The sequence below is a fragment of the Kribbella antiqua genome (genome assembly GCF_004345665.1).
Taxonomy (GTDB): Bacteria; Actinomycetota; Actinomycetes; order Propionibacteriales; family Kribbellaceae; genus Kribbella; species Kribbella antiqua.
On record NZ_SLWR01000019.1, the window covers coordinates 36,792 to 56,656 of the forward strand.

The 19,865-nt window shown below is 67.5% G+C and carries 16 protein-coding genes; 12 read left to right on the forward strand and 4 right to left on the reverse strand.

What is annotated here, in order from left to right:
- Window positions 1-12 precede the first annotated feature (12 nt).
- The 3 genes from EV646_RS37095 to EV646_RS37105 are packed head-to-tail and all read left to right on the forward strand — an operon-like array spanning window position 13 to window position 2,638.
- Window positions 13-1,059 (forward strand): type III polyketide synthase, encoded by a 1,047-nt coding sequence (locus EV646_RS37095; protein ID WP_132157225.1) that lies wholly within the window; start codon window positions 13-15, stop codon window positions 1,057-1,059.
- Window positions 1,059-1,562 (forward strand): isoprenylcysteine carboxyl methyltransferase family protein, encoded by a 504-nt coding sequence (locus EV646_RS37100; RefSeq protein ID WP_199237451.1) that lies wholly within the window; start codon window positions 1,059-1,061, stop codon window positions 1,560-1,562. The genes EV646_RS37095 and EV646_RS37100 overlap by 1 nt, the downstream gene beginning before the upstream one ends.
- Window positions 1,559-2,638, forward strand: coding sequence for an NAD(P)/FAD-dependent oxidoreductase (locus tag EV646_RS37105; RefSeq protein ID WP_132157229.1), 1,080 nt, complete (start codon window positions 1,559-1,561; stop codon window positions 2,636-2,638). The genes EV646_RS37100 and EV646_RS37105 overlap by 4 nt, the downstream gene beginning before the upstream one ends.
- A gap of 253 nt (window positions 2,639-2,891) precedes the next feature.
- On the opposite strand, the gene EV646_RS37110 is transcribed toward EV646_RS37105, so the two are convergent.
- The gene (locus EV646_RS37110) at window positions 2,892-4,439 is read right to left on the reverse strand and encodes a helix-turn-helix domain-containing protein (protein WP_132157231.1); all 1,548 of its coding nucleotides are present in this window, start codon (window positions 4,437-4,439) and stop codon (window positions 2,892-2,894) included.
- Between the two features lie 90 nt (window positions 4,440-4,529).
- On the opposite strand from EV646_RS37110, the gene EV646_RS37115 reads away from it, so the two are divergent.
- Complete coding sequence (locus EV646_RS37115) at window positions 4,530-5,795, forward strand: NAD(P)/FAD-dependent oxidoreductase (RefSeq protein ID WP_132157233.1); 1,266 nt, start codon at window positions 4,530-4,532, stop codon at window positions 5,793-5,795.
- A gap of 66 nt (window positions 5,796-5,861) precedes the next feature.
- Here the strand turns inward: EV646_RS37115 and EV646_RS37120 are convergent, their stop codons facing one another.
- From EV646_RS37120 to EV646_RS37130, 3 genes are all read right to left on the reverse strand, one after another.
- Window positions 5,862-7,367: a hypothetical protein gene (locus EV646_RS37120; protein ID WP_132157235.1), complete on the reverse strand. Its 1,506-nt coding sequence runs from the start codon at window positions 7,365-7,367 to the stop codon at window positions 5,862-5,864.
- 100 nt (window positions 7,368-7,467) lie between these two features.
- Window positions 7,468-7,857, reverse strand: a complete 390-nt coding sequence (gene trxA / locus EV646_RS37125; RefSeq protein ID WP_132157237.1) for a thioredoxin — start codon at window positions 7,855-7,857, stop codon at window positions 7,468-7,470.
- Window positions 7,858-8,045: 188 nt separating this feature from the next.
- Entirely contained in the window at window positions 8,046-8,921 is an 876-nt protein-coding gene (locus EV646_RS37130) for an aldo/keto reductase (protein ID WP_132157239.1), read from the reverse strand.
- 760 nt (window positions 8,922-9,681) lie between these two features.
- Here EV646_RS37130 and EV646_RS37135 point away from each other — a divergent pair.
- The 8 genes from EV646_RS37135 (at window position 9,682) to EV646_RS37170 (ending at window position 19,861) form a co-directional block, all read left to right on the forward strand.
- Complete coding sequence (locus EV646_RS37135; protein ID WP_158291118.1) at window positions 9,682-10,575, forward strand: conjugal transfer protein; 894 nt, start codon at window positions 9,682-9,684, stop codon at window positions 10,573-10,575.
- A 49-nt stretch (window positions 10,576-10,624) separates the two neighbouring features.
- Window positions 10,625-10,912 carry a hypothetical protein gene (locus tag EV646_RS37140; protein WP_132157243.1) on the forward strand — a complete coding sequence of 96 codons (288 nt, stop codon included), beginning with the start codon at window positions 10,625-10,627 and terminating at the stop codon, window positions 10,910-10,912.
- The gene (locus EV646_RS37145; protein WP_132157245.1) at window positions 10,912-11,496 is read left to right on the forward strand and encodes a hypothetical protein; all 585 of its coding nucleotides are present in this window, start codon (window positions 10,912-10,914) and stop codon (window positions 11,494-11,496) included. The genes EV646_RS37140 and EV646_RS37145 overlap by 1 nt, the downstream gene beginning before the upstream one ends.
- Window positions 11,493-14,624, forward strand: coding sequence for an ATP-binding protein (locus EV646_RS37150; protein WP_132157247.1), 3,132 nt, complete (start codon window positions 11,493-11,495; stop codon window positions 14,622-14,624). The genes EV646_RS37145 and EV646_RS37150 overlap by 4 nt, the downstream gene beginning before the upstream one ends.
- Window positions 14,621-16,621: a TrbL/VirB6 family protein gene (locus EV646_RS37155; protein ID WP_132157249.1), complete on the forward strand. Its 2,001-nt coding sequence runs from the start codon at window positions 14,621-14,623 to the stop codon at window positions 16,619-16,621. The genes EV646_RS37150 and EV646_RS37155 overlap by 4 nt, the downstream gene beginning before the upstream one ends.
- A 156-nt stretch (window positions 16,622-16,777) precedes the next feature.
- Window positions 16,778-17,563, forward strand: a complete 786-nt coding sequence (locus EV646_RS37160) for a hypothetical protein (RefSeq protein ID WP_132157251.1) — start codon at window positions 16,778-16,780, stop codon at window positions 17,561-17,563.
- A gap of 21 nt (window positions 17,564-17,584) precedes the next feature.
- Complete coding sequence (locus EV646_RS37165; RefSeq protein ID WP_132157253.1) at window positions 17,585-18,742, forward strand: VldE C-terminal domain-containing protein; 1,158 nt, start codon at window positions 17,585-17,587, stop codon at window positions 18,740-18,742.
- A 246-nt stretch (window positions 18,743-18,988) separates the two neighbouring features.
- A complete protein-coding gene (locus tag EV646_RS37170) occupies window positions 18,989-19,861 on the forward strand; it encodes a M48 family metalloprotease (protein ID WP_158291119.1) in 873 nt (290 codons plus the stop codon).
- Window positions 19,862-19,865 lie beyond the last annotated feature (4 nt).

A 19,865-nucleotide genomic window follows, 5' to 3' on the forward strand; every position in this document is an offset into this window, starting at 1 on the left:
AACGATGCCACGATGACGCGGATCGCAGCGGTCCGGCCCGCGTTGCCCCCGTACCGCTATCCGCAATCCGAGTTGACGGAGGCCTTTGCCTCGATCTGTTTGCCCGATGGCAGAGGTACGGCGTTGCTCCGTCGGCTGCACGCGAATGCGGGAGTGTCGTACCGGCATCTCGCCTTGCCATTGGAGCAGTACGCCGTACTGAAGGACTTCGGGGAAGCGAACGACGCGTGGATCGCGGCGGCGGTCGAGCTGGGCGCCGAAGCGGTTGCCGGGGCGGTGAAGGACGCCGGGTTGACGCTGGACGATGTCGATTTGCTGATGTTCACCACCGTGACTGGGGTGGCGGCGCCGTCGATCGATGCGCGGTTGGCGTTGCGGCTGGGGTTGCGGGAGGACGTCAAGCGGGTGCCGCTCTTCGGGCTCGGGTGCGTGGGTGGGGCGGCGGGGATCGCTCGGGTGCACGACTATTTGCTTGCTTGGCCGAAGCAGGTCGCCGTACTTCTGTCGGTCGAGTTGTGCTCGTTGACGTTGCAGCGGGACGACTCGTCGTTGCCGAACCTCGTCGGTGGGGCGTTGTTCGGGGACGGCGCGGCGGCGGTGGTTCTCGTCGGCTCGGAGCATCCGTCGGCGTCGGGGCCTTCGGTGGTGGCGACGCGGAGCCGGTTGTATCCGGACTCCGAGCGGGTGATGGGTTGGGACGTCGGGTCGGGTGGGTTCCGGATCGTGCTCGGGGCGGATGTGCCGGAGGTGGTGCGGAAGTATCTCGGGTCGGATGTGCGCGGGTTCCTGTCGGACTTCGGGCTGACCGTGCCGGAGATCGGGACGTGGGTGAGTCATCCGGGTGGGCCGAAGGTGCTCGAGGCGGTGGCGGAGACGCTGTCGTTGCGGCCTGGCGCGCTGGACCTGACCTGGAAGTCACTCGATGCGGTGGGCAACTTGTCGTCGTCGTCCGTCTTGCATGTGCTGGGTGAAACGCTGCGCCTGGACCCCTCGGGGATGGGAGTGTTGCTCGCGATGGGTCCAGGGTTCTGTTCCGAGCTTGTGCTGCTGGAGTGGTGATGTACGTCGTACTCATAGTGCTGGTGGGGCTGGAACGGGTCGCCGAGCTGGTCGTGTCGCTGCGGAACGCGTCGTGGAGTTTCGCTCGGGGTGGAGTGGAGTCTGGCCGCGGGCATTACCCGTTCATGGTGGTGTTGCACACGGGGTTGCTGGCTGGGTGTCTGGTGGAGGCGGCTCATCGGCCGTTCGTGCCGGCGCTGGGGTGGTCGATGTTCGTGGTGGTGTTGCTGTCGCAGGGCTTGCGGTGGTGGTGCATCGCGGTGCTGGGTCATCAGTGGAACACGCGGGTGATCGTCGTACCAGGGCTGCGACTGGTTGCGCGTGGCCCCTATCGGTGGTTGCGGCATCCGAACTATGTCGCGGTGGTTGCCGAGGGCATCGCGTTGCCGTTGGTTCATACGGCGTGGATCACCGCGGTGGTGTTCACAGTGCTCAACATTCCGTTGCTGGCGGTCCGGATCCGGGCCGAGGAGGCGGCGTTGAAGGCCGCGCTGGTCGAGTGATCGACCTTCTCGTTGCCGGTGCGGGTCCCGCGGGCGCGGCGACGGCGATCCGGGCGGCCCTGTGCGGGCTGTCCGTTGTGGTCGTCGAGCCTCGCTCCGCTCCCATCGACAAGGCGTGTGGGGAGGGCATCGCGCACAGTGCTTGCGGTTATCTGGATCGCCTCGGCGTTCGGCTGTCGGGCCGTCCGTTCTACGGCATCAGATACCTCGACGCTCAACACCAGGTAGACGCCCGCTTCGACGCCGGACCTGGTCTTGGAGTACGCCGTACTGCGCTCCACGCATCGCTGATCGATCGCCTGGCCGAACTGGAGGTGCCGGTCCTGGACCGCCGCGTCGGCGCCATCACCCAAAACACGTCATCAGTCACCGCCGCCGGCATCACCGCCCGCTACCTAGCCGCCGCCGACGGCCTCCACTCCGGCATCCGCCGCCAACTCGGGCTCAACGCTGGCGCCGGCAACCGCAGCACTGGCGGCTCAGCCGCACCGCGGCTCGCCGCTCCAGCCACCTCCGGCGCCGCAGGCGCCGTCCGGCGCGGCCTGCGGCAGCACTTTTCGGTTGCGCCGTGGTCGGACCTGGTCGAGGTCTACTGGTCATCTCTCGGAGAGGCCTACTTGACGCCTGTGGCTGACGACCTTGTGGGCGTCGCCATCCTCACGTCGGAGCGCGGGACCTTTGACTCCCACCTCGAGGCGTTTCCGGCGTTGAGGCAACGGCTGCGTGGAGCGCCGGCTGCTTCTTCTGTCATGGGAGCCGGGCCGCTCCGGCAGCGGGTCAGTGGCAGGGTCGCCGGGCGGGTGATGCTGGTGGGGGATGCGGCCGGATACGTCGACGCGTTGACCGGGGAGGGGATCGCGGTGGCGTTGCGGACGTCGGCCGAGTTGGTGCGGTGTGTGCAGGAGGATCGGCCAGAGGCCTACGAAGCGGCCTGGCGGCGGGTGTCCTGGGAGTGCCGGCTGCTGACCGGATCCTTGCTGTGGGCCCGCAACAGCTCGTTGCTCGCACCCCGTATCGTGCCGGCGGCGGCCCTGCTGCCCGGTCTCTACGGCCGGATCGTCAACCGCCTATCGTGATTTCTCTTGGGGCCCGGCGATCGCTCAGACAACCGCCGGGCCCACGAGAAGCCCGAGCTTCCTGGTGAAAAGCTCGGACCGGCCGGTCCAGCCTCCTGGTGAAAGGCTGGAACGGTGCCCCAGCTTCCTGGTGAAAAGCTGGGACAGTCCTTGGGGTGTTGCTCGGTGTTTCTGAGGAAGACTTAATCAGGCGGATGTTGCCCATCCGTTGCCGGAATATGAAGCCTTGTTACGTAGCGCTGTGGTGAAGATCTCAGTGCTCGGTTCTCACCGCAGCAATCTGTAAGAGCAGAGCGAGGCGCTCGCGCGGATCCGACAGATCCAGCTCCGCTATTTCGCCGATCCGCTTCATCCGGTGCCGCAACGTGTTGGTGTGCAGATGCAGCTCCCGCGCCGCGCGCTGCGGCTGCCCGGGGTACTCGAGCCACGCTTGCAACGTTTCCACGAACCCGGTGTCGTGCTCGATGTCGTGCCGCAGCAGCGTTGCCAACGGCCCGTCCATCTTGGTGGTGTCCAGCGACGTGACCGCTCGGTGAACCGTCAGCACATGCCAGGCCTGCTCGACGCGCAGCGCCGGGCCCTGGGCGACTCCCCGTCGTACCAGGCCTAGAAGCTCGACTGCTTCGGCGCGTGAGCTCGGCAGGTCGGCTGGACCGCGTGCGGGACCACCTGCCGCGGCGATGGTGCCTGGAGTGGTCTTGGCCTGCTCGGTGACCAGCTTGCGCAACCAGTTCCACGAGCCTGGGCCGTCAGCGTCCGTGACGACCGCCAGCACGTTCCCGTCGAGGTCTGCGAGCTGCGGCTCGCTCCAGCCGTACCGACGACCAGTCGACTCCCACAGGTCGAGTTGCTGCGGTACGTCGTACCCGTCGGGCGAGCCAAGCGCGACAACACGCCATGGCTGCGGTGGGAGTCGTACGTCGACCGGGTTGTCGGGGGAGAACTGCCGCAGGATCGTTCGCAGCCTGTCGATCGCACTCCGCCGGGCCACGTCCGCCTGAGCCCGCAGCCGCAGCAGGTGCAGCGCCAGCACCGACGCGGCGTTGCTCAGCTCAGCGGTCACCTCGTCGCTGACCGGACCGTCCACCACAGCCCAGATAGACCCCAGCCACTCACCACCCGCCCGCACCGGTACCACGAGACGCGGCCGGATGCCGTTCGGGCCGTCAGGCACCAGGAAGGGCTCACTGGACTTGGCCAGCCGCCGGAAGATGCCCCGGGCCCGAAAGTGCGCAATCACCTCGGCAGGGACTCGACGACCGACGATGGTGGACACACGGGTGGGGTCGGTGAAGTCCTGCCCGGAGGAGTAGGCGAGTACGCGCGACTGGTTGTCTTCGATGGTCACCGGTGCGTCCACGATCGCTGCAGCGGCATCTGCCAGTGCGAACAGCTCCTGGTGGACTCCGGCGTCTCCGGCAGCGGGGGAGTCCGGTGCGGCGGCTCTGTCGATCACGCCGCGGAGCAGCCAGACCACATGTGCCCAGGTGACGCTCGGCTGCAGCGCCACGAGGGTGAGCAACCACCGCTCGGCTGCTGCGACCACCGTGGAGTCGTGCGCGAGCGTCGTACGCAGAACGACGCCTGACGCGTTGCCGGCGGCACAGCGCTCCACCAGCTCAACGGCGTCCTCGGCGTCGCGTAGACCGAGGCCGAGCACGAGGTCACCGGGCTGACCGGTGGCCGGCTCTTGCGGGTCGGCCAGGAAGACGTCGCGGACCTCTCCGTCGCCCTTGCCGGGCACCACCACCTCGAACAGGGCAGGGCCGACGGCGACGATCAGGTCAGGCGCGGTGATCATGGGGTTATTGTGCTCCGAGCACAGTCATTTGTCCCGTCAGTGGTGTGATCGCACCATGACAGCTGCTCGCCGGGGACGCACCATCGATACATGGTCGCTGCTGGTTCTGCTCACATCGTTCCCGATCGCGTCGCTGTCGTCGGCGCGGGCATGGTCGGACTCGCCACCGCCTGGTTCCTCCAGGAGGCCGGCGTCGAGGTCACCGTGCTCGATCGCGAAGGCGTCGCCGCGGGCGCGTCCTGGGGTAACGCGGGCTGGCTCACGCCGGGCCTCGCCACCCCGCTGCCGGAACCGGCCGTCCTCAAGTACGGCGTCCGTGCGGTGCTGAGCCCCTCCTCACCGGTGTACGTTCCACCGACCGCGAGCCCGCGGCTCCTCAAATTCCTCACCCGCTTCGCTCGCAACAGCACCGCCGGACGCTGGCAGACCGCGATGGAGGCGCTGGTCCCGATCAACCGCCAGGCGCTGACCGCCTTCGACTTCCTGGCCAAGGCCGGTGTCGAGGCGACGACGTACGAGGCGAAGTCGTTCCTGGCCGCGTACCGGACCGAGGCCGAGCGGAGCGTGCTGCTCGAGGAGATCGAGCACATCCACGCGGCCGGCCAGGGCATCGAGTTCGAGGCGATCAGCGGTGACGACGCCCGCGAGATCGAGCCCTCGCTGTCCGACGAGATCGGCGCCGCGATCCGGCTGCACGGGCAGCGTTTCATCAACCCCGGCGAGTACGTCCAGCTGCTGGCCGACTCGGTGATCGCCCGCGGTGGGCAGATCATCAGCGGCGTGCACGTCAAGGACATCGTGGACGAGATCCGCGGCGTCCGGCTTGTCACCGGTGACGGCGAGACCGACCCGTTCGACGCCGTGGTGATGGCGACCGGCGCCTGGCTGGGCGACCTGGCCCGCCAGTACGGCGTCAAGACCGTCGTACAGGCCGGGCGCGGTTACAGCTTCAGCGTGCCGATCGCGCACGTGCCGGCCGGACCGGTGTACTTCCCGGCGCAGCGGGTCGCCTGCACGCCGCTGGGTGACCGCCTGCGGGTCGCCGGGATGATGGAGTTCCGCAAGCCCGACGCGAAGCTCGACCCGCGCCGGATCGACGCGATCGTCGAGGCGGCCCGGCCGCTGCTGCGGGACGCCGACCTGGACGCTCGCACGTTCGAGTGGGTCGGCCCGCGGCCGTGCACGCCGGACGGCCTGCCGCTGATCGGCGCCACCGCATCGCCGCGCGTCTTCGCGGCCGGCGGCCACGGCATGTGGGGCATCACGCTCGGCCCGATCACCGGTCAGCTCCTGGCCGAGACGATCACCACCGGTCGCGCTCCGGCCGAGCTGGCCCCCTTCAACCCGCTCCGCTGACCACCGCGCCGGTCAGCTTCCGGTGAGCGGGCCCTGGCTCAGTCCCCTGCCCAGGGCCCGCTCCCATCACGCGAGGTACTTGCGGATGACTTCCAGGTCCGCGGTGATCGCCTTCTGACGCTCGGGCGCGTCGGCCTTGTACGTCGCCAGTTCAGCGGCGGCCTCGGCGGTCTTCTCGCGGAGTCCGGCGAGCTGTGCTGCCGCGTCCGCCTGGTCGGTCGTTATCCGTGTGCGCGTCAGCCAGGCGCGGTGGGCACCGACAGCGACGATCACCACTCCGACGACGATCCAGAACGGGTGCACGATGCCGAGACCGATCGCGACCCCGAGGCCGATCGCGGTGATCACCGTGGCGCCGGCGAGTGCGCGCGGCGTCAGCGGTGGCGCCGCGGCGTTGATCTTCGCGACGGCCTCGGCCATCGACGCCGGCTCCGGCCCCTCCGGCAGGAGCTTGACCCGGTGCCGGTTCACTTCGTAGGCAACCTCGGTCGGGCTGAGCCCAGCCGCCGTCTTCGCGAGCTCCTCGGCGTCTTTGAGTACGTCGTCCGCCACGACTCGGAGCGCGGTCGCGGCCAGGTGCGGCTCGTTGGTCTGGCGGAGGTCCGCGGCCAGCAGCTCCTCGACTTTTCCGGCATCGTCGGTGATCGCGGCGGCCTCTGAGTTGTTGGTGATCCGGGTCCGCAGTTCGGCGACCCGTGCCAAGGACCCCCGCTCAGGCTCGCTGCCCTCCGAGATCAGCAGGCGCAGCACGGCCGAGGCACTGTCCGGGGTGGGCTCTCCGGCGGCGTAGGCCAGGTCGCGGTCGGGCTCCCGCACGGTGGTGTCGCCGGCGATCGTCTCGACGGCGGTTTTGAGCTGGCTCAGGCGTGCCCGGGCGGTTGTCTGGGCGGCGACCTCGGTGAAGCTCGGTCCGGTTCGTCGTACCGAAGCTGCACGGCCCTCGACGACTTCCACCCAGTTCTTGGTCGAGGCCGTGAGCGGCTCCTGGATACGACCCAGCAACAGCTTCTGCCCGTCCAGGCCGAAGCCGCCGCGAGCGCCGGTGGTCCATAGTGCGCGCTGCAAGCGCGTGAGCGTTCCGTCGGCGGCCACCGTGCCGAAGGCTGTCTCCAGCCATTCCGTGCGGACCAAGTCCCGTCGGCCGAGTGCGGCGAGCGCGAGGCTGAGGAAGATCGACGTACGACGCTCGTCGAGTGCCATCGCCTCGGCGAGTGGGCCCTCCGACAGCCCGTCTGCAGACAGAGCATCGACTGCGGGTTGAAGCCAGTAACCGGCTACCTCACGCACGGGTCCTGGTGGTTGCTCGCCTGACGCCAGCGCGGTCAGCACCTGCCCGGCGTGGCGTCGTACCTCGGCCGCGGGCGCGAAGCCGATCAGGTCGTAGCGGATGTCGGAGAGCTCGACGAAGGCGTCGAACGCGTCCGCGAGCTGCGAGAGCCTGGACTCGAGTCCGCCTTGCACCTGGGAGAGCTTGGAGCGCAGGTTCGACGCCTCGCGCATGGCGTGCGACATCTCGTCGCGCAGCTCCTCGAGCTCGCGGTTCTGCCGGTTCTCGATATACCAATCGCTCATGCGGTCCCCTCGACGGATCGTGGTCGGGGAAAGCATCCCAATCCGGGAGGGTCAGCGGATGCGAAAGCCCCCGCGTGGTGCGGGGGCTTTCGGTTGGTGCTCAGTGAGTGTGCGGCTCGGTGCCGTGCTCGGCCTCGTGGGCGGCGATCTGCGCGCGTACCTCGTCCATGTCGACGGCGCGGAGCTGGCCGATCAGGTCCTCGAGGGCCGCGGCCGGCAGCGCACCGGGCTGGGAGTACAGGACCACGCCGTCACGCACCGCCATCAAAGTCGGGATGGAGCGGATCTGGAACGCCTGCGCCAGCTCCACCTGCTCCTCGGTGTCGACCTTGCCGAAAGTGATGTCCGTGTGCTGCTCGGACGACTTCTCGAACACCGGTCCGAACATCTTGCACGGGCCACACCACTCCGCCCAGAAGTCCACCAGGACGAGACCGTCGCCGCCGACCACCTCGTCGAAGTTCTGCTGGGACAGCTCGACCGTTGCCACTACAACCTCCGAAGTTAGATGAGTTCAGGGTTTTCAACATCGAGCCATCCGCCGATGTTCCCGCTGGCACGGCGTCGGTCGGACAAGCGTTTGACCGGTGGGATTTGGACAAGCGCTTGACCGGCGGCACGTCGTACCGGCGGGTGACCGGAATGCGGAAAAGCAGGTGTGACCTGGGCCACGTTCGCTCAGATCGGCATGTCCACGAAGGGTGACTGGTAGTCCTTGACCTCTTCGAGAATCGACGCGGCATCCGCTGGCGTCAGGTCGGCTCGCTCGCGCTCCGCGATCACCATCTGCTGCAGCAGCCGGGTCTCGCCGGCCGTCGCCAGGCCAGTGATCTCCGGGTGCCCGTTCAGCAGCCAGGCGGTCGCCGCGGTGACGTAGCGCTGCTCGTCGAACGGGCGGTACCAGGTGTCGTACGTCTTCTCCTCGCCGTCCTGCCAGTTGCGCCGGGCAATCATCTTGATCGTCATCAGCGCGGCGTCGGAGGCCTTGATCGCCTCGACCAGTGCGGCGTAGTCGGCGGCGTACTGCGGATCTGTGGACAACCGGTAGTTGAGCGGCGTGAGCACGCTGTCGAAGTCGAAGCGGCGCAGACCCTCGAGGTGGACCGCGGGAGCTTGCGCGGTGTGACCGGTGATGCCGATGGCCCGGACCAGACCTTCTTCCTTGGCCCGAATCGCTGCTTCCAGCGAGCCTTTGGTGCCAGTGACCAGGTCGAGATTCTCCAGATCGCACACCGCGTGCATCTGGATCAGGTCGACGTAGTCGGTCTGGAGACGCTCCAACGATCGGTTGATCTCGGCCCAGGCTTCGTCGTACGTGCGCCGCCCGGTCTTGGTGGCGAGGAAGATGCGGTCCCGGATCTCCGGCATCCGCGGACCGAGCCGGAGCTCGGCGTCGCCGTAGTCGGCGGCCACGTCGAAATGATTGATGCCCGCATCGAGGGCTTCCTGGATCGAGGCGTCGGCGCGATCCTGGTCGACCGCGCCGAGCGAGGCCGCGCCGTAGATCAGCACCGAGCTGTCGTGTCCGAGTCTGCCCAGTCGGCGAGTTTCCATCCTGGTCCTCCAGGGGCTAGCAGGGATGCTCCGACCCTATGCCCCGGTTAAGCGGTTTTGACCCCTCGGCACGGGAGAGTTTTCCACAGGTTCAGCCCACGATTCGGTTACTATGCGTGATCAGTTGATGCGTTCTTTACCATGTTGTTCGCACGGATATTCGAAACAGTCCGCGGCGTGTGGCATGGTGTGCGCTGCCCGATCGCGCGGGTCGGGCATGAGAGAGGAGCTATGGCGACGGTACCGAAGGTGTCACGCTTGCCCGGCGAGGGTGACACTGTGCGCGAGGCGGGTAACAGTATGGCTGCGGGGAGCGATGGTGTATCCGGATCCTGGTCCAAGGACTCCCGGAGGGCAGTTGCTTGCCGTATTGTCCCGGCTACTGTCCGCGTAACTGCTGTCTGAGGGGCGGGTAGCGATGAGTTGGTGGCGAACTGTGCTGAATCTGCCGCCAAAAGGTGAGCACTGGTCGGATCAACGCCGTACCAAGAAGCCGGGCAAGGGACGCCCGCAGAGCACCGCGCCGGAGTGGTGGGCCCACCCCGATGGACCGGTGTCACCCACCCCTCGCCAGGCACAGGGTGTAGCAGCCCAATACTCGGCTCCGCACACTCCTCCGCCGGCCGGCGGAGTGATGGCTCCGCCTCGTCGTCCGTCCGGTCGTACGCCGGAACCGTCCGGCCAGGCGCACCGGTCACCTGAACGTCTGAAGCAGCGCCCGTCGCATGGTACGCGCGCGGCCCCCGGACAGGGTCGTGAGGTGCTCGAGCCTGGGCAGACGCCGTGGTCGACCGAGCCGGAGTCCTCGTTCTCCACCTGGGCCCGGCGGTTCTTCCGCGGCCTGGTGGTCGTCGTACTGCTGCTGGCCGCGATCAGCGGGGTCCGCTCGTGGATCTGGCCGAACAACACCCCGGCGAACGTCGTCACCGGGCAATCCAACTTCCCGTCCGACGAGGCCCGCGCGGTCGCGACGAGGTACGCCGTTTCGTATCTCAGCTGGGACGAGGACAACCCCACCGCCCGGGCGAAGGCGATCGGCCTCGACCTGGCGTCGGGGATGGACACCACCGCGGGCTGGAACGGCAAGGGCAGGCAGGCGGCCAGCCAGGCGTACCCGGGTGAGGTGAAGGTCGACTCCAGCGGCGTGGCCGCCGTGGTCGACGTACGCGTGTTGACCCGCTCCTACGTGAAGCGTGGTGCGGCGTGGGCCGCCTCGTCGGACTCGTGGGTGCGGCTGTCGGTCCCGGTGGCCCGGGCCGCGTCGCGCGTGGTGGTCAGCGGACCGCCGATGTACGTGCCGGACAGCCCGGACGCGCTGCCGGACAACATGCCCGAGGCCGGCGCCCTGGACGCCGATCTGACCAAGGCGACCGAGGAGGACGCGAAGGCGTTCTTCACGGCGTACGCCGGTGACAACCCGTCCGCGGTGACCGCGCCGGGTTCCACGATTCGCGGCCTGGGGGGCCAGGTGAAGTTCGGCGAGCTGAAGGACTGGCAGGTCTTCACCGGCAACGACGACGAACGGCAGGCGACTGCCGTCGTCACCTGGGACGGGGCGGGGGACACCACCCTGGACCAGAACTACACGCTCACGTTGAGGCGGACGGTCGCCACCGACGGAGCACAGCGATGGCAAGTGGCTGCCGTCGGATGACACCAGCAACGAGCCGTCGGATGACCGAGGCAACAAGGGAGACACCGCAATGATGACGCACGAACTGGCTGCGAGCGTGGTTCAGCTCGCCGTGCCCATGGCCGACAGCAACGTTCCGACGGGCGCGGATTTCAAGGACTGGGTCCTGGTCATCGCGGGGAACATCTTCATCGCCATTCTCGTCCTGCGTGCCATCGGGCACTACTTCAAGCGCGAGTGGGGCGAGCTGTTCGGCCACATCGCGGCCGGGGTGCTGGTGGGCGGGCTGATCTACGCCAACAACCAGACCATCAATGTACTCAAGGGCTTCTGGGGATTGCTGTCCGGAGGTAATTGATGCGCGTCGGCCGTACCCTGACCCACCACTTCGAGATCGAGACCCGGCAGTACGACCTGCTCGGCATCGACCTCGGAGAAGGCGCCCGGCGCCGGATGATCATCTTCGGTGCGGTGATCATCGTGCTCTGGGTCGCTCTGCTCATCCCGTTCCTCGGGGTGCCCAAGAAGCCCACCGTCAGCCTGTACATCGTCCCGCCGTTCGTGATCACCGCGTTCGGCTGGCGACCCGGTAAGTTCCACGAACGCCGCCGCCGCGTGACCGAATGGGCGCTCGCCGTCCGCTACGCGTTGCGCGCCCACCGCCCGATCATCGGACTCGGCGCGCGGGCCGCCGACAAGACGGAGTACTTGCCATGGCGTGAGCGCGTCGCGACCCAGAAGGTGGCCAACCTGGCCAAGGCCAGAGTGACACCGGAGTGGGATCGCGAGGTCGTGGTGGAGCTGGATCCGAGGGTCCGCGCCGGCGCGGACATCACCGTGAACCAGCGTGCCCGCCTGCTCGGGGCGGACCACGTACAGCGGGTCAGTCGCAGGACGTCGTCTTCTGGGCTCGGTCGATCGGAGAGGAAGGGGCACGGATGAAGATCGCTGACAAGCTCCTGAACCTGGTGGGCGTCGGCCGCGAGCGCGGCCTGCCGCCCCCGCGTCTTGTTGCCATCGCCGATGGCCTGCTCGTCACCGAACGCAGCGCCGAGGCGTGGTTCCTGATCTCGGTGGCGAACACCGACCTGGCGACCGAGGCCGAGCAGGACGCCGCCCTGGACGCCGCGGTGAGCGCCGCCGCGACCATCCTCGGCGACCGGCTCAGCCACCTGAAGGTGGTCTGGGGCCGCTCGACCGGTCAGGACTACATCGACTCCGTGGCCGGCCACTACCGGCTCGGCGACCACGACGCCTGGGCCCAGACCCGGGCCGACCGGATCGACGAGATGCGGATGCCCGAGCGGTACGTCGCTCTCGGCGTACATCTGTCGGACCGCGACCCACGCGCCACGGCCCAGGTCCGCGGTTCCATCAGTGACGCCCTGGGTACGACGTCCTGGCGGGTGAGCGCTCGTGAGCTCGCCCACCTCGACGAGCGGGTCCGCAAGCTGGCCCGGCAGCTCGGGTCCACCGTCTGGCGGGCGCACACCGCGCCGGCCGAGGTGATCTCCTGGCTGATCAGCCGCGAGATGCACCGCGGTGCTGTCGCGGCTCCACGCCGAGGCCTGATCACCGGTGCGTCCCTGGCCCGGCTCACGTCCGGCCGGGTGGTTCCGTACACCGACCACCTGCGCATCTACGACACGCGTGGGCAGATCGCGGCGTACACGACTGTGCTCGCGATGACCGACTTCCCCGAAGAGCTCGAGACGCCGGGCGCGGGGGAGTGGCTGCGCACGCTGTCCGAGATCAAGGCGATCGACGACGACGGCGACGAGATCGACGTCACCGTCGAGGCGTCCGTCCGGTTCCGGGTGCTGACCAAGAAGACGGCCCGGCACCTGGTCGACGAGACCCGCAAGAGCGCCAAGGAACAACGAAGGTCCGCCGCCAAGGGCACCGCGGAGGAGACCGCCGACGAGATCGTCGAGACCGAACGCATCATGCGTGAGGTCAAGCGCGACATCAACCGGAGCGGTCTGACCCTGGTCGAGGACCACCCACGCCTGCTGGTCAGCGCGGACACCCGCGAGGACCTGGAGACGTACATCGACGCCGTCATCGCGCACTACGCCGACCGCGGCATCACCGTCGCCGTCGGCGCCGACGAGCAGCGCGACCTCTGGCTGGAATCCTTGCCAGGCGACCAGTTGCGGGTTCCCGACCTCGGGCATGTGCGGGAGTCGACCGCTTTCTTCGGGTCCTGGTTCTGGGGCGGCGCGTCCATCGGTGACGCGACCGGTCCTGCGATCGGGTATCTGACCGGGTCCACGCCTGGTCTGGTGCGCTTCGACGCTGCAGCCGGTTCTGCTCTTGGCGACGCGACTACGACGTTGTTCTTGGGTCGGTCCGGTCGAGGCAAGACGACTGCCGCGATGCTCGGTGGTTTGGATAGTGCCTTTGCCGGTGCCTGGGTTCCTTTGCTTGACCTGAAGGGCGACGCTGCCGGCGTATCCGCGGTTGCTGCGGAGTACGGCGTACCGACTGCTGTCATCGAGATCACGGCTCAGTTCTCTGGTGCTGCAGACCTCTTGCGTGTTCTGCCTGTCGATGATGCTTTGCTGCAGGCGCCTTCGCAGCTGATGTTGCTGCTGCCTCCGCATCTGCGTGGTGCGGCTGAGGCTCCTGTCGTCGCCGCGACGCGAGCTGAGATCCAGTCACCTGATCCCTCGTCGTGGGGTGTCATCCAGCGGCTGTGTGCGTCTGACTCGGAGACGGTGCGGACCGTTGGATTCGCGCTGCGGGACCTGGTCGAGACTGGTCTTGGTTCGGTCGTTGCAGGTCCTCCTTCAGGCTTGTCGTCGTTGACCACGAACCCGGGGTTGTGGGTCGTGCAGATGCCGGGCCTGACCTTGCCGTCGCCCGAGTCGGCGCCGGAGTCCTGGTCGCCGATCGAACGTGTCGGAATGGCCTGCCTGCGCGGCTGCCTCGCCTGGATGGTCCGTACGACGGGCCGCCGCGAGTTCCGCGGGCGCTCCAAGGTCGTCATCGTGCCTGAGGTCCATTTGCTGACGAAGACGCCCGACGGCGCGTCCTTCCTCGACTACATCGCCCGTGTCGGCCGTGCCCTCGGCGCCTCGCTGGTGCTGGACACGCAGGACCCGGCTTCGATCCTGAAGCTCCCGGGTCTGGTCGAGCAGATCACCACTCTGTTCGCCTTCAGCCTCCGCTCGCGCGAGCAGGTCGACTCGTTGCTCGAGCTGCTTGGGCGGCCGCAGACTCCGCCGTACCAGACCCTGGTCCGCGGCATCAACACCGCCGCCAACGGCAAGAGCATCCGCCACGGCCACTGCATCATGCGCGACCGCTGGGACGAAGTAGCCACCGTCCAGATCGACATCCCCAGCGAGCGCGTCGCCGAACTCCTCCGCACCACCCCGGAATCCGAGCACGCCGCCACCGAACCCACCCAACCCATCCTCCCGGCGTACGAAGAAGACCCCTTCGCCGACGACGACTACGAAGACCTCCCCACCCCCGCCGCCACCGCCACAGCCCAAGCCGAAGCCCACACCGCCGAACCGTCCCCCGTCGCCGCCCATGAGGCGGAGACCTACGAGGCAAGGGCGGCCTACGAGCCTGGGGCGGCTCACGAGGCAAGGGCGGCCCACGAGCCTGGGGCGGCTTACGAGGGCGGCGCGGCCTACGAAGCAGGGGCGGCATACGAGGCGAGGTCGGCCTACGAGCCTGGGCCGCCTTCCGAGGCCCACCCGGCTCCCCAGGCACCACCGGCGCCGGCCCAGACACCTGCCCCGACCCAGGCAGCACACGCGCCCACTCAGACGCCACCGGCGCCCCCTCGGGCACCATCCGCATCCGAGCCAGTATCCCAGCACAACGGCTACGCGGACTATGCCACCGGAGCCGAGCGAAGCGAAGGCGCCCACCGCGAAAACGGCCAGGACCACCACCACCCCCTCCGCTACGAATCCCCGATCGGCCCCGACGAGGTCTACGACCAAGAAGCCGACGAAGCCGCCTACAACGAAGCCATGTACAACGGCTACGAAGACCCCCAACCACCCCCAGCCCCCAACGGCTCCCCCAACAAGGAGCACGTCGCATGACCTGGTCCCGCCGTCTCCGCACGGCGACCACCGTCCTCTGCGTCTCCTTCATCCTCACCGCCCAACTAGCCCTCGCCGCCGACCCCAACCAAGGCCCAACCAACCCAACGGGCTTCGGCGACCTCCTCCCAACCCCAGACCTGACCCACGGCGACACCAGAACCCTCTTCGAGCAGTACAGCCCGATGGTCTACGGTCTGGACTTCGAGAGAAGCATTCGCGATCCGATGGAAGCCGTGTTCAACGGCTACGCACATATCGTGATGATGTACATCGTCGCCATCACGCGCGGTGCCATATCAGTGGGCTGGTGGCTCTTCTCGTTCACAGACGTTAAGCCGCTCACCGACGCGACCTCGGCATCTATCGGTGCAACTAGCACGCAGTTGGTTGGCTGGCTGCTGCCGTCAGCGCTGGCCTTTGGCGCGGTCGCGGCGTACACGCAACGCAAGACCACCGGCAGCGCATTGGGACAGCTCGCTTGGGTTTTCGTTGCCGGCGTCCTCAGCATCAGCTTCGCTGTTGCCCCGGCTACTTGGTTGCGTGGAGTCGACGGTGCCCGTCAGATGGGCGCGGGTGCAATCATGACGGCGTCAGCCGACGCTATGGGGCCAACGATGCAGAGTCCCATTGCGTGGCCGGAGCCCGGCTTCACTGGGACCGCGAGGGATACCTTGCTGAGGAAGTCCGCCGATGCAAGTTGGCGAGGATTCGCCGTTACGCCGTGGTGCATTGCTGAGTTCGGGTCACTCCAAGCGTGCGGGCGGTACGGCAAGGGAATGCTCGACGCCGGGACGGACGCGGACGCGAGGCAAAAGTACATTGACTCCGTCGTTGCTCCGGCAGAGGGCGGCGGTGACGCCCCCACGGTCAAGTGGGCGAAGGGTGACAATGCATTCGGCCGCATCGCCGTGGTTATGTTGGCCGCCATCGCGGCAACATTGTTTGCGTTTCTCAACATCTCGCTGGCCTTCACCGCTTTGATGGCCTTTGTGGGCTGCTTGTTGCTCCTTGTTGTTGGGGTGTTCTTTGCCTGTCTGTGGATCATCCCGGGGCGGACGAGGCAGTGGGGACTCAACTGGTTCGAGGCTTTGGTCGGTCTAGTGCTGCAGTCGTTCCTTGCGATGCTGGTATTTGGTACCGCCCTCACCCTCGTCACTGCCGTTTTCAGCCTGACCGGAGTTCTTGGTTGGCTTCCGGTGTCCGGACTCGCTATTGCCGTATTGATCGCCGGCTTCAGACTGCGCAGGCTGCTGGACAATCTGACCTCGATGATGCGACCTGGTTCCGGCAGCATTTTGCTAGGCGGCTTGGCTCGTCGAGGTGCTCTCGGGGTAGCCAGGCGAATGATCGGCGCACTCGGCAGCCGAAGCGCCGCGCCGGCACTTACCGAACGCAAGAAGGGGAGCCTGGTTCCGGACTCCAGTCCGCAGCACGTCTCGTCGGTGCGGGTGTATCGGCAGGCGCCTGCAGTTGGGTCCTTGGGCAGGGCGTCTGCGGGATCCACGCCGTACGAGCTGACCACTGGCGCCGAGCGGCGGCGGGCTGAGGGAGCCGGATCGCCAACTGGAGCGGGGCCCGGTGGGCAGCATGCTGCTGGTGAGGGGGTTCGGGCGGCTGGTGTCGGTGGGCCTCGTAGTACCTCTGCGGTCAACCTCGCACGTGCTCGCGCCCAGTCGAAGGCTGAGGGACGCCGGACGATCTCTGTCACAGCCGCCAATGTCGCGCCTGGCGGAGGCTCGGGAGGTTCGCGAAGTGCCTCGGTGGAGAGGCAGAAGGCCCGGCATTCCCGGCGCCCGGCGCCGGCACCGTCGTCGGTGAACGAGGTGCGGTACGAGCCGAGGGTGGTGCATACGCATTCGGCCAGCCTTCGCGAGGGTCCGCCGAAGGGTCAGCGCGCGCGGCGCAAGTCGCCTGCGCCGCAGGCGCGACGGTTCCGCGAGTACTCCGCGTTCACGAAGGACGGCGTGACCGTACACGTGCCGACGCGCAGGTGATAGCGGATGGCACGAAGGCACCGAGCGACTGAGAACCGCCGGGAGGGCGCCCGCGCAGCGCGTCATCGCGGTCCCGACAGCGAGCGGGTCGACTCCGCATACGACGGCACCGATGGACGACCGCGTCCCGGTGCTCCGGACGGCTGGCGTTCGCTGATGAGCGCGGATTACGACTATCCGGAGGAAATCGACAACCTCAGCGGTCGCGAGCGGCGTCGGGCAAAGAAGAGCTGGCGGCGCGATGACCATGCGCAGCGCATGGCCTGGTTGCGTAGCCAGCGGCAGGCCGAGCCGACCAGCCCGGCGGTCATCGTTGCCCTGGTCGTCGTGCTGGCGATCATCATCCTTGGTTTGGGCGGCGGTCTGCCACGGTTGCTCGGTGGTAAGAACTCGGACGACGGTGCCCCGATCGGCCTTCTCACTCCCGGCCGATCGGTCGTGCTGCCGACCGCGCCCTCGAACAGTCAGCCGGCAGGTGAGACGACGCCCGTCGCCACTCCTACCTTGACGCCTCCTCCGCCCGTGACCGAGAGGCCGTCTGCCGAGTCGACCGCGCTGGCAACTGACGTTGTCGGTGCCTGGGCACGCGCTTTCTACACTCGTGACCCAGCCGCCGAGACCTATGCGACGCTCGTGGCGAAGTGTGCGAAGTACATGACGCCGGAAGTCGCATCGAGCTTCAGTTCAGCGGGCGATCCGACGTACGACGCACTCAAGAAGGATGGCGGCAAGTCCACGGTCATCGCGGCGCCGGTCAGTACTCCACCCGTCAATGCCGACGCCCCGGTCGACACCCCGGAGCGGATCACGAGGTTCGTCAAGGTGACGATCGACGTGACCGGCAAGCACGCCCAGCGATTCGACGTACCCCTGCTCGTCACGCTGGTGAATCAGGACAACCAATGGGTCATCAGTGAGGTGTCCGGCGGTACCGGACCATGACCAGTTCAGTGGGGGATCGCGATGTTCGACGAGCGTGATCTCGGTCGGGGCGTCCTGTCGGTCGCGAGCCGGGGCGTGTTCTTCAAGGCCGCGGCCGCCTTGGCAGTGGTCGGCGTCGCCAGTTTGCTGATGCTGGCTCCTTTTGGAGGTACCAGCCAGCCTCAAGCGGCCTGCCTTCCGCTGGGGCCAGGTCAAGCCGACAACCCCAATCCCTCGGGAGCGCTGCGGGCCACCCAGCTCTACTTCGCCAAGCTGATCGACCAGGTCGCCATCGAACGGGGCCTGCCTGGTCGAGCGACGCTCATCGCACTGATGACCGCGCTGGTGGAGTCCGATCTGCAGAACCTGACCTACGGCGACGCCGACTCGGTCGGGCTCTTCCAACAGCGGCCCACGGCGGGATGGGCCGAAACAGCTGACCAGATCACGAAGGAGCCCGACGGGCCGGTGTACGCGACCAAGGCCTTCTTCGGCGGAGCCGATGGGCCGAGCCCGCCCGGTCTGGTCGACATCGACGGTTGGCCGTCCATGGCGCTCGGTGACGCCGCGCAGGCCGTTCAGGTGTCCGCATTCCCCGAGCGCTACGCACTGCGTGAACAAGAGGCGAGGCGGATCGCCGCTGAGGCCGGTATCGACCTGAACCGACCCGGCAACCCGTACGCCGGTCGCGCGAACCCGCCGTCGACCGGAACCGTCACCGAAGGCGTCGACCAGGACGACGACTGCGGCGGCCAGGGACTGATCTCCGGCCAACCGGTGAACGGTGTATGGCCCGAGCAGCAGCAAACCGTCACGGACCCGACCGGAACGGGCGGCCTGGTCACCCCACGTACGGCGGCCTGGGTCGCCGAGGCCCGCAAGAACCTGGGAACCCTGAGTATGACCTGCTGGGACGCCCACCTCTGGAACCCGACCAGCGACCACCCCCGGGGCAAGGCCTGCGACGTAATGGTCGGCACCGATGCCCGCCGATCATCCGCAGCCCGCGCCCGGGGCGACCAGATCGCCAATTGGGCCATCAAGACAGCAGGCCAGACCGGCGTACATTACGTCATCTGGTACGGCAAAATCTGGTCCGCCCGCCGAGGCACCTGGATCCCCTACAACGGCGGCGGCGTCTACAACCCCACCGACGCCACCGGCGGCCACTACGACCACGTCCACGTGTCCCTGTACTGATGATCGATGTCTCCGTAGTGTGCCGCGTGTGGCTGAGGTAACGCAGGAAGTGAGTGCTCAATGACCAGCCCAGGTAATCCGAACGACCAAAACGGTGCCTGGACAAACGGACCATGGCATCCAACCGATCCACCAAATCCCGATCCCCATCGAAAGATGCCGCCGTCTCCACAGTGGGGCCAGTTGCCACCGGGCGCGTCCGGCATATCGGATGGACGGGGCGGTCCCAGGACGACCGGCGGTCGTGTGGAGGTCTCGGCAGCCACAACTCTCCTCACTGCGATCCCGTGGTTCTTCTGGAGCTTCGTCACCGTCTCCTGGATAGCCGGAATCATCGGCTTCGGTTACGGGTGGATCCTCGTACTGGTCTGGATTTTGTCCGGAGCAGTTGTCTTCATCCATCCGGTCGAGGATTGGATTGCTCGTTACCTGTTCCGTCTCCGGAAGCCGACTCTGGTCGAAGATCAACGCATAGCTTCGGTCTGGCCGCAGTTGTCGAGCCGTGCTGGGGTGGAGGCCGGCAAATATTCCGTGTGGATTCAGGAGTCGGAAGATGCCAACGCGACGCCGACCCCCGGTCACGTCGTCGCCGTGACGACATGGTCGTTGTACAACCTGCCGGCGGCGCATTTGGAGGGCGTGCTGGCACACGACCTCAGTCATCACCTGGGCGGACGTACGTGGCTCAGTCTGCTGAGCTTCTGGTACTCGATTCCTGCTCGGTGCGCGCTCATCGGCGTACGTGCACTTGTGCGCTTGATGAAGGCTGTCCCTGCGGTCGGATGTCTGGTCGTTGGCTTCCTGACGCTCGGATATCTGGGGATACTGCTCGCGGTACTGACATTCGACGACAGTCTGACGTTGCCGCTCCTGTTCCTCACCCCGTTTGTCGCGCCGCCGATTCTCGCGTGGCTCGGTCGTCGAGAGGTCATGCAGGCCGATCGTCGGGCCGCGGCAATGGGCTATGGACCCACCATCGTGCAGGTTCTCTACGGGTGGCAGGTCCAGCATCAGAACATGCTCGGCCGAGAGGCCAACCGACGCTCCCAGTTGATGTCGAGCACTCCGTCTCTCGGCGACCGGGTCCGCGCGCTCGAGGGACTAGCGCCGCTGGCATAGTGCG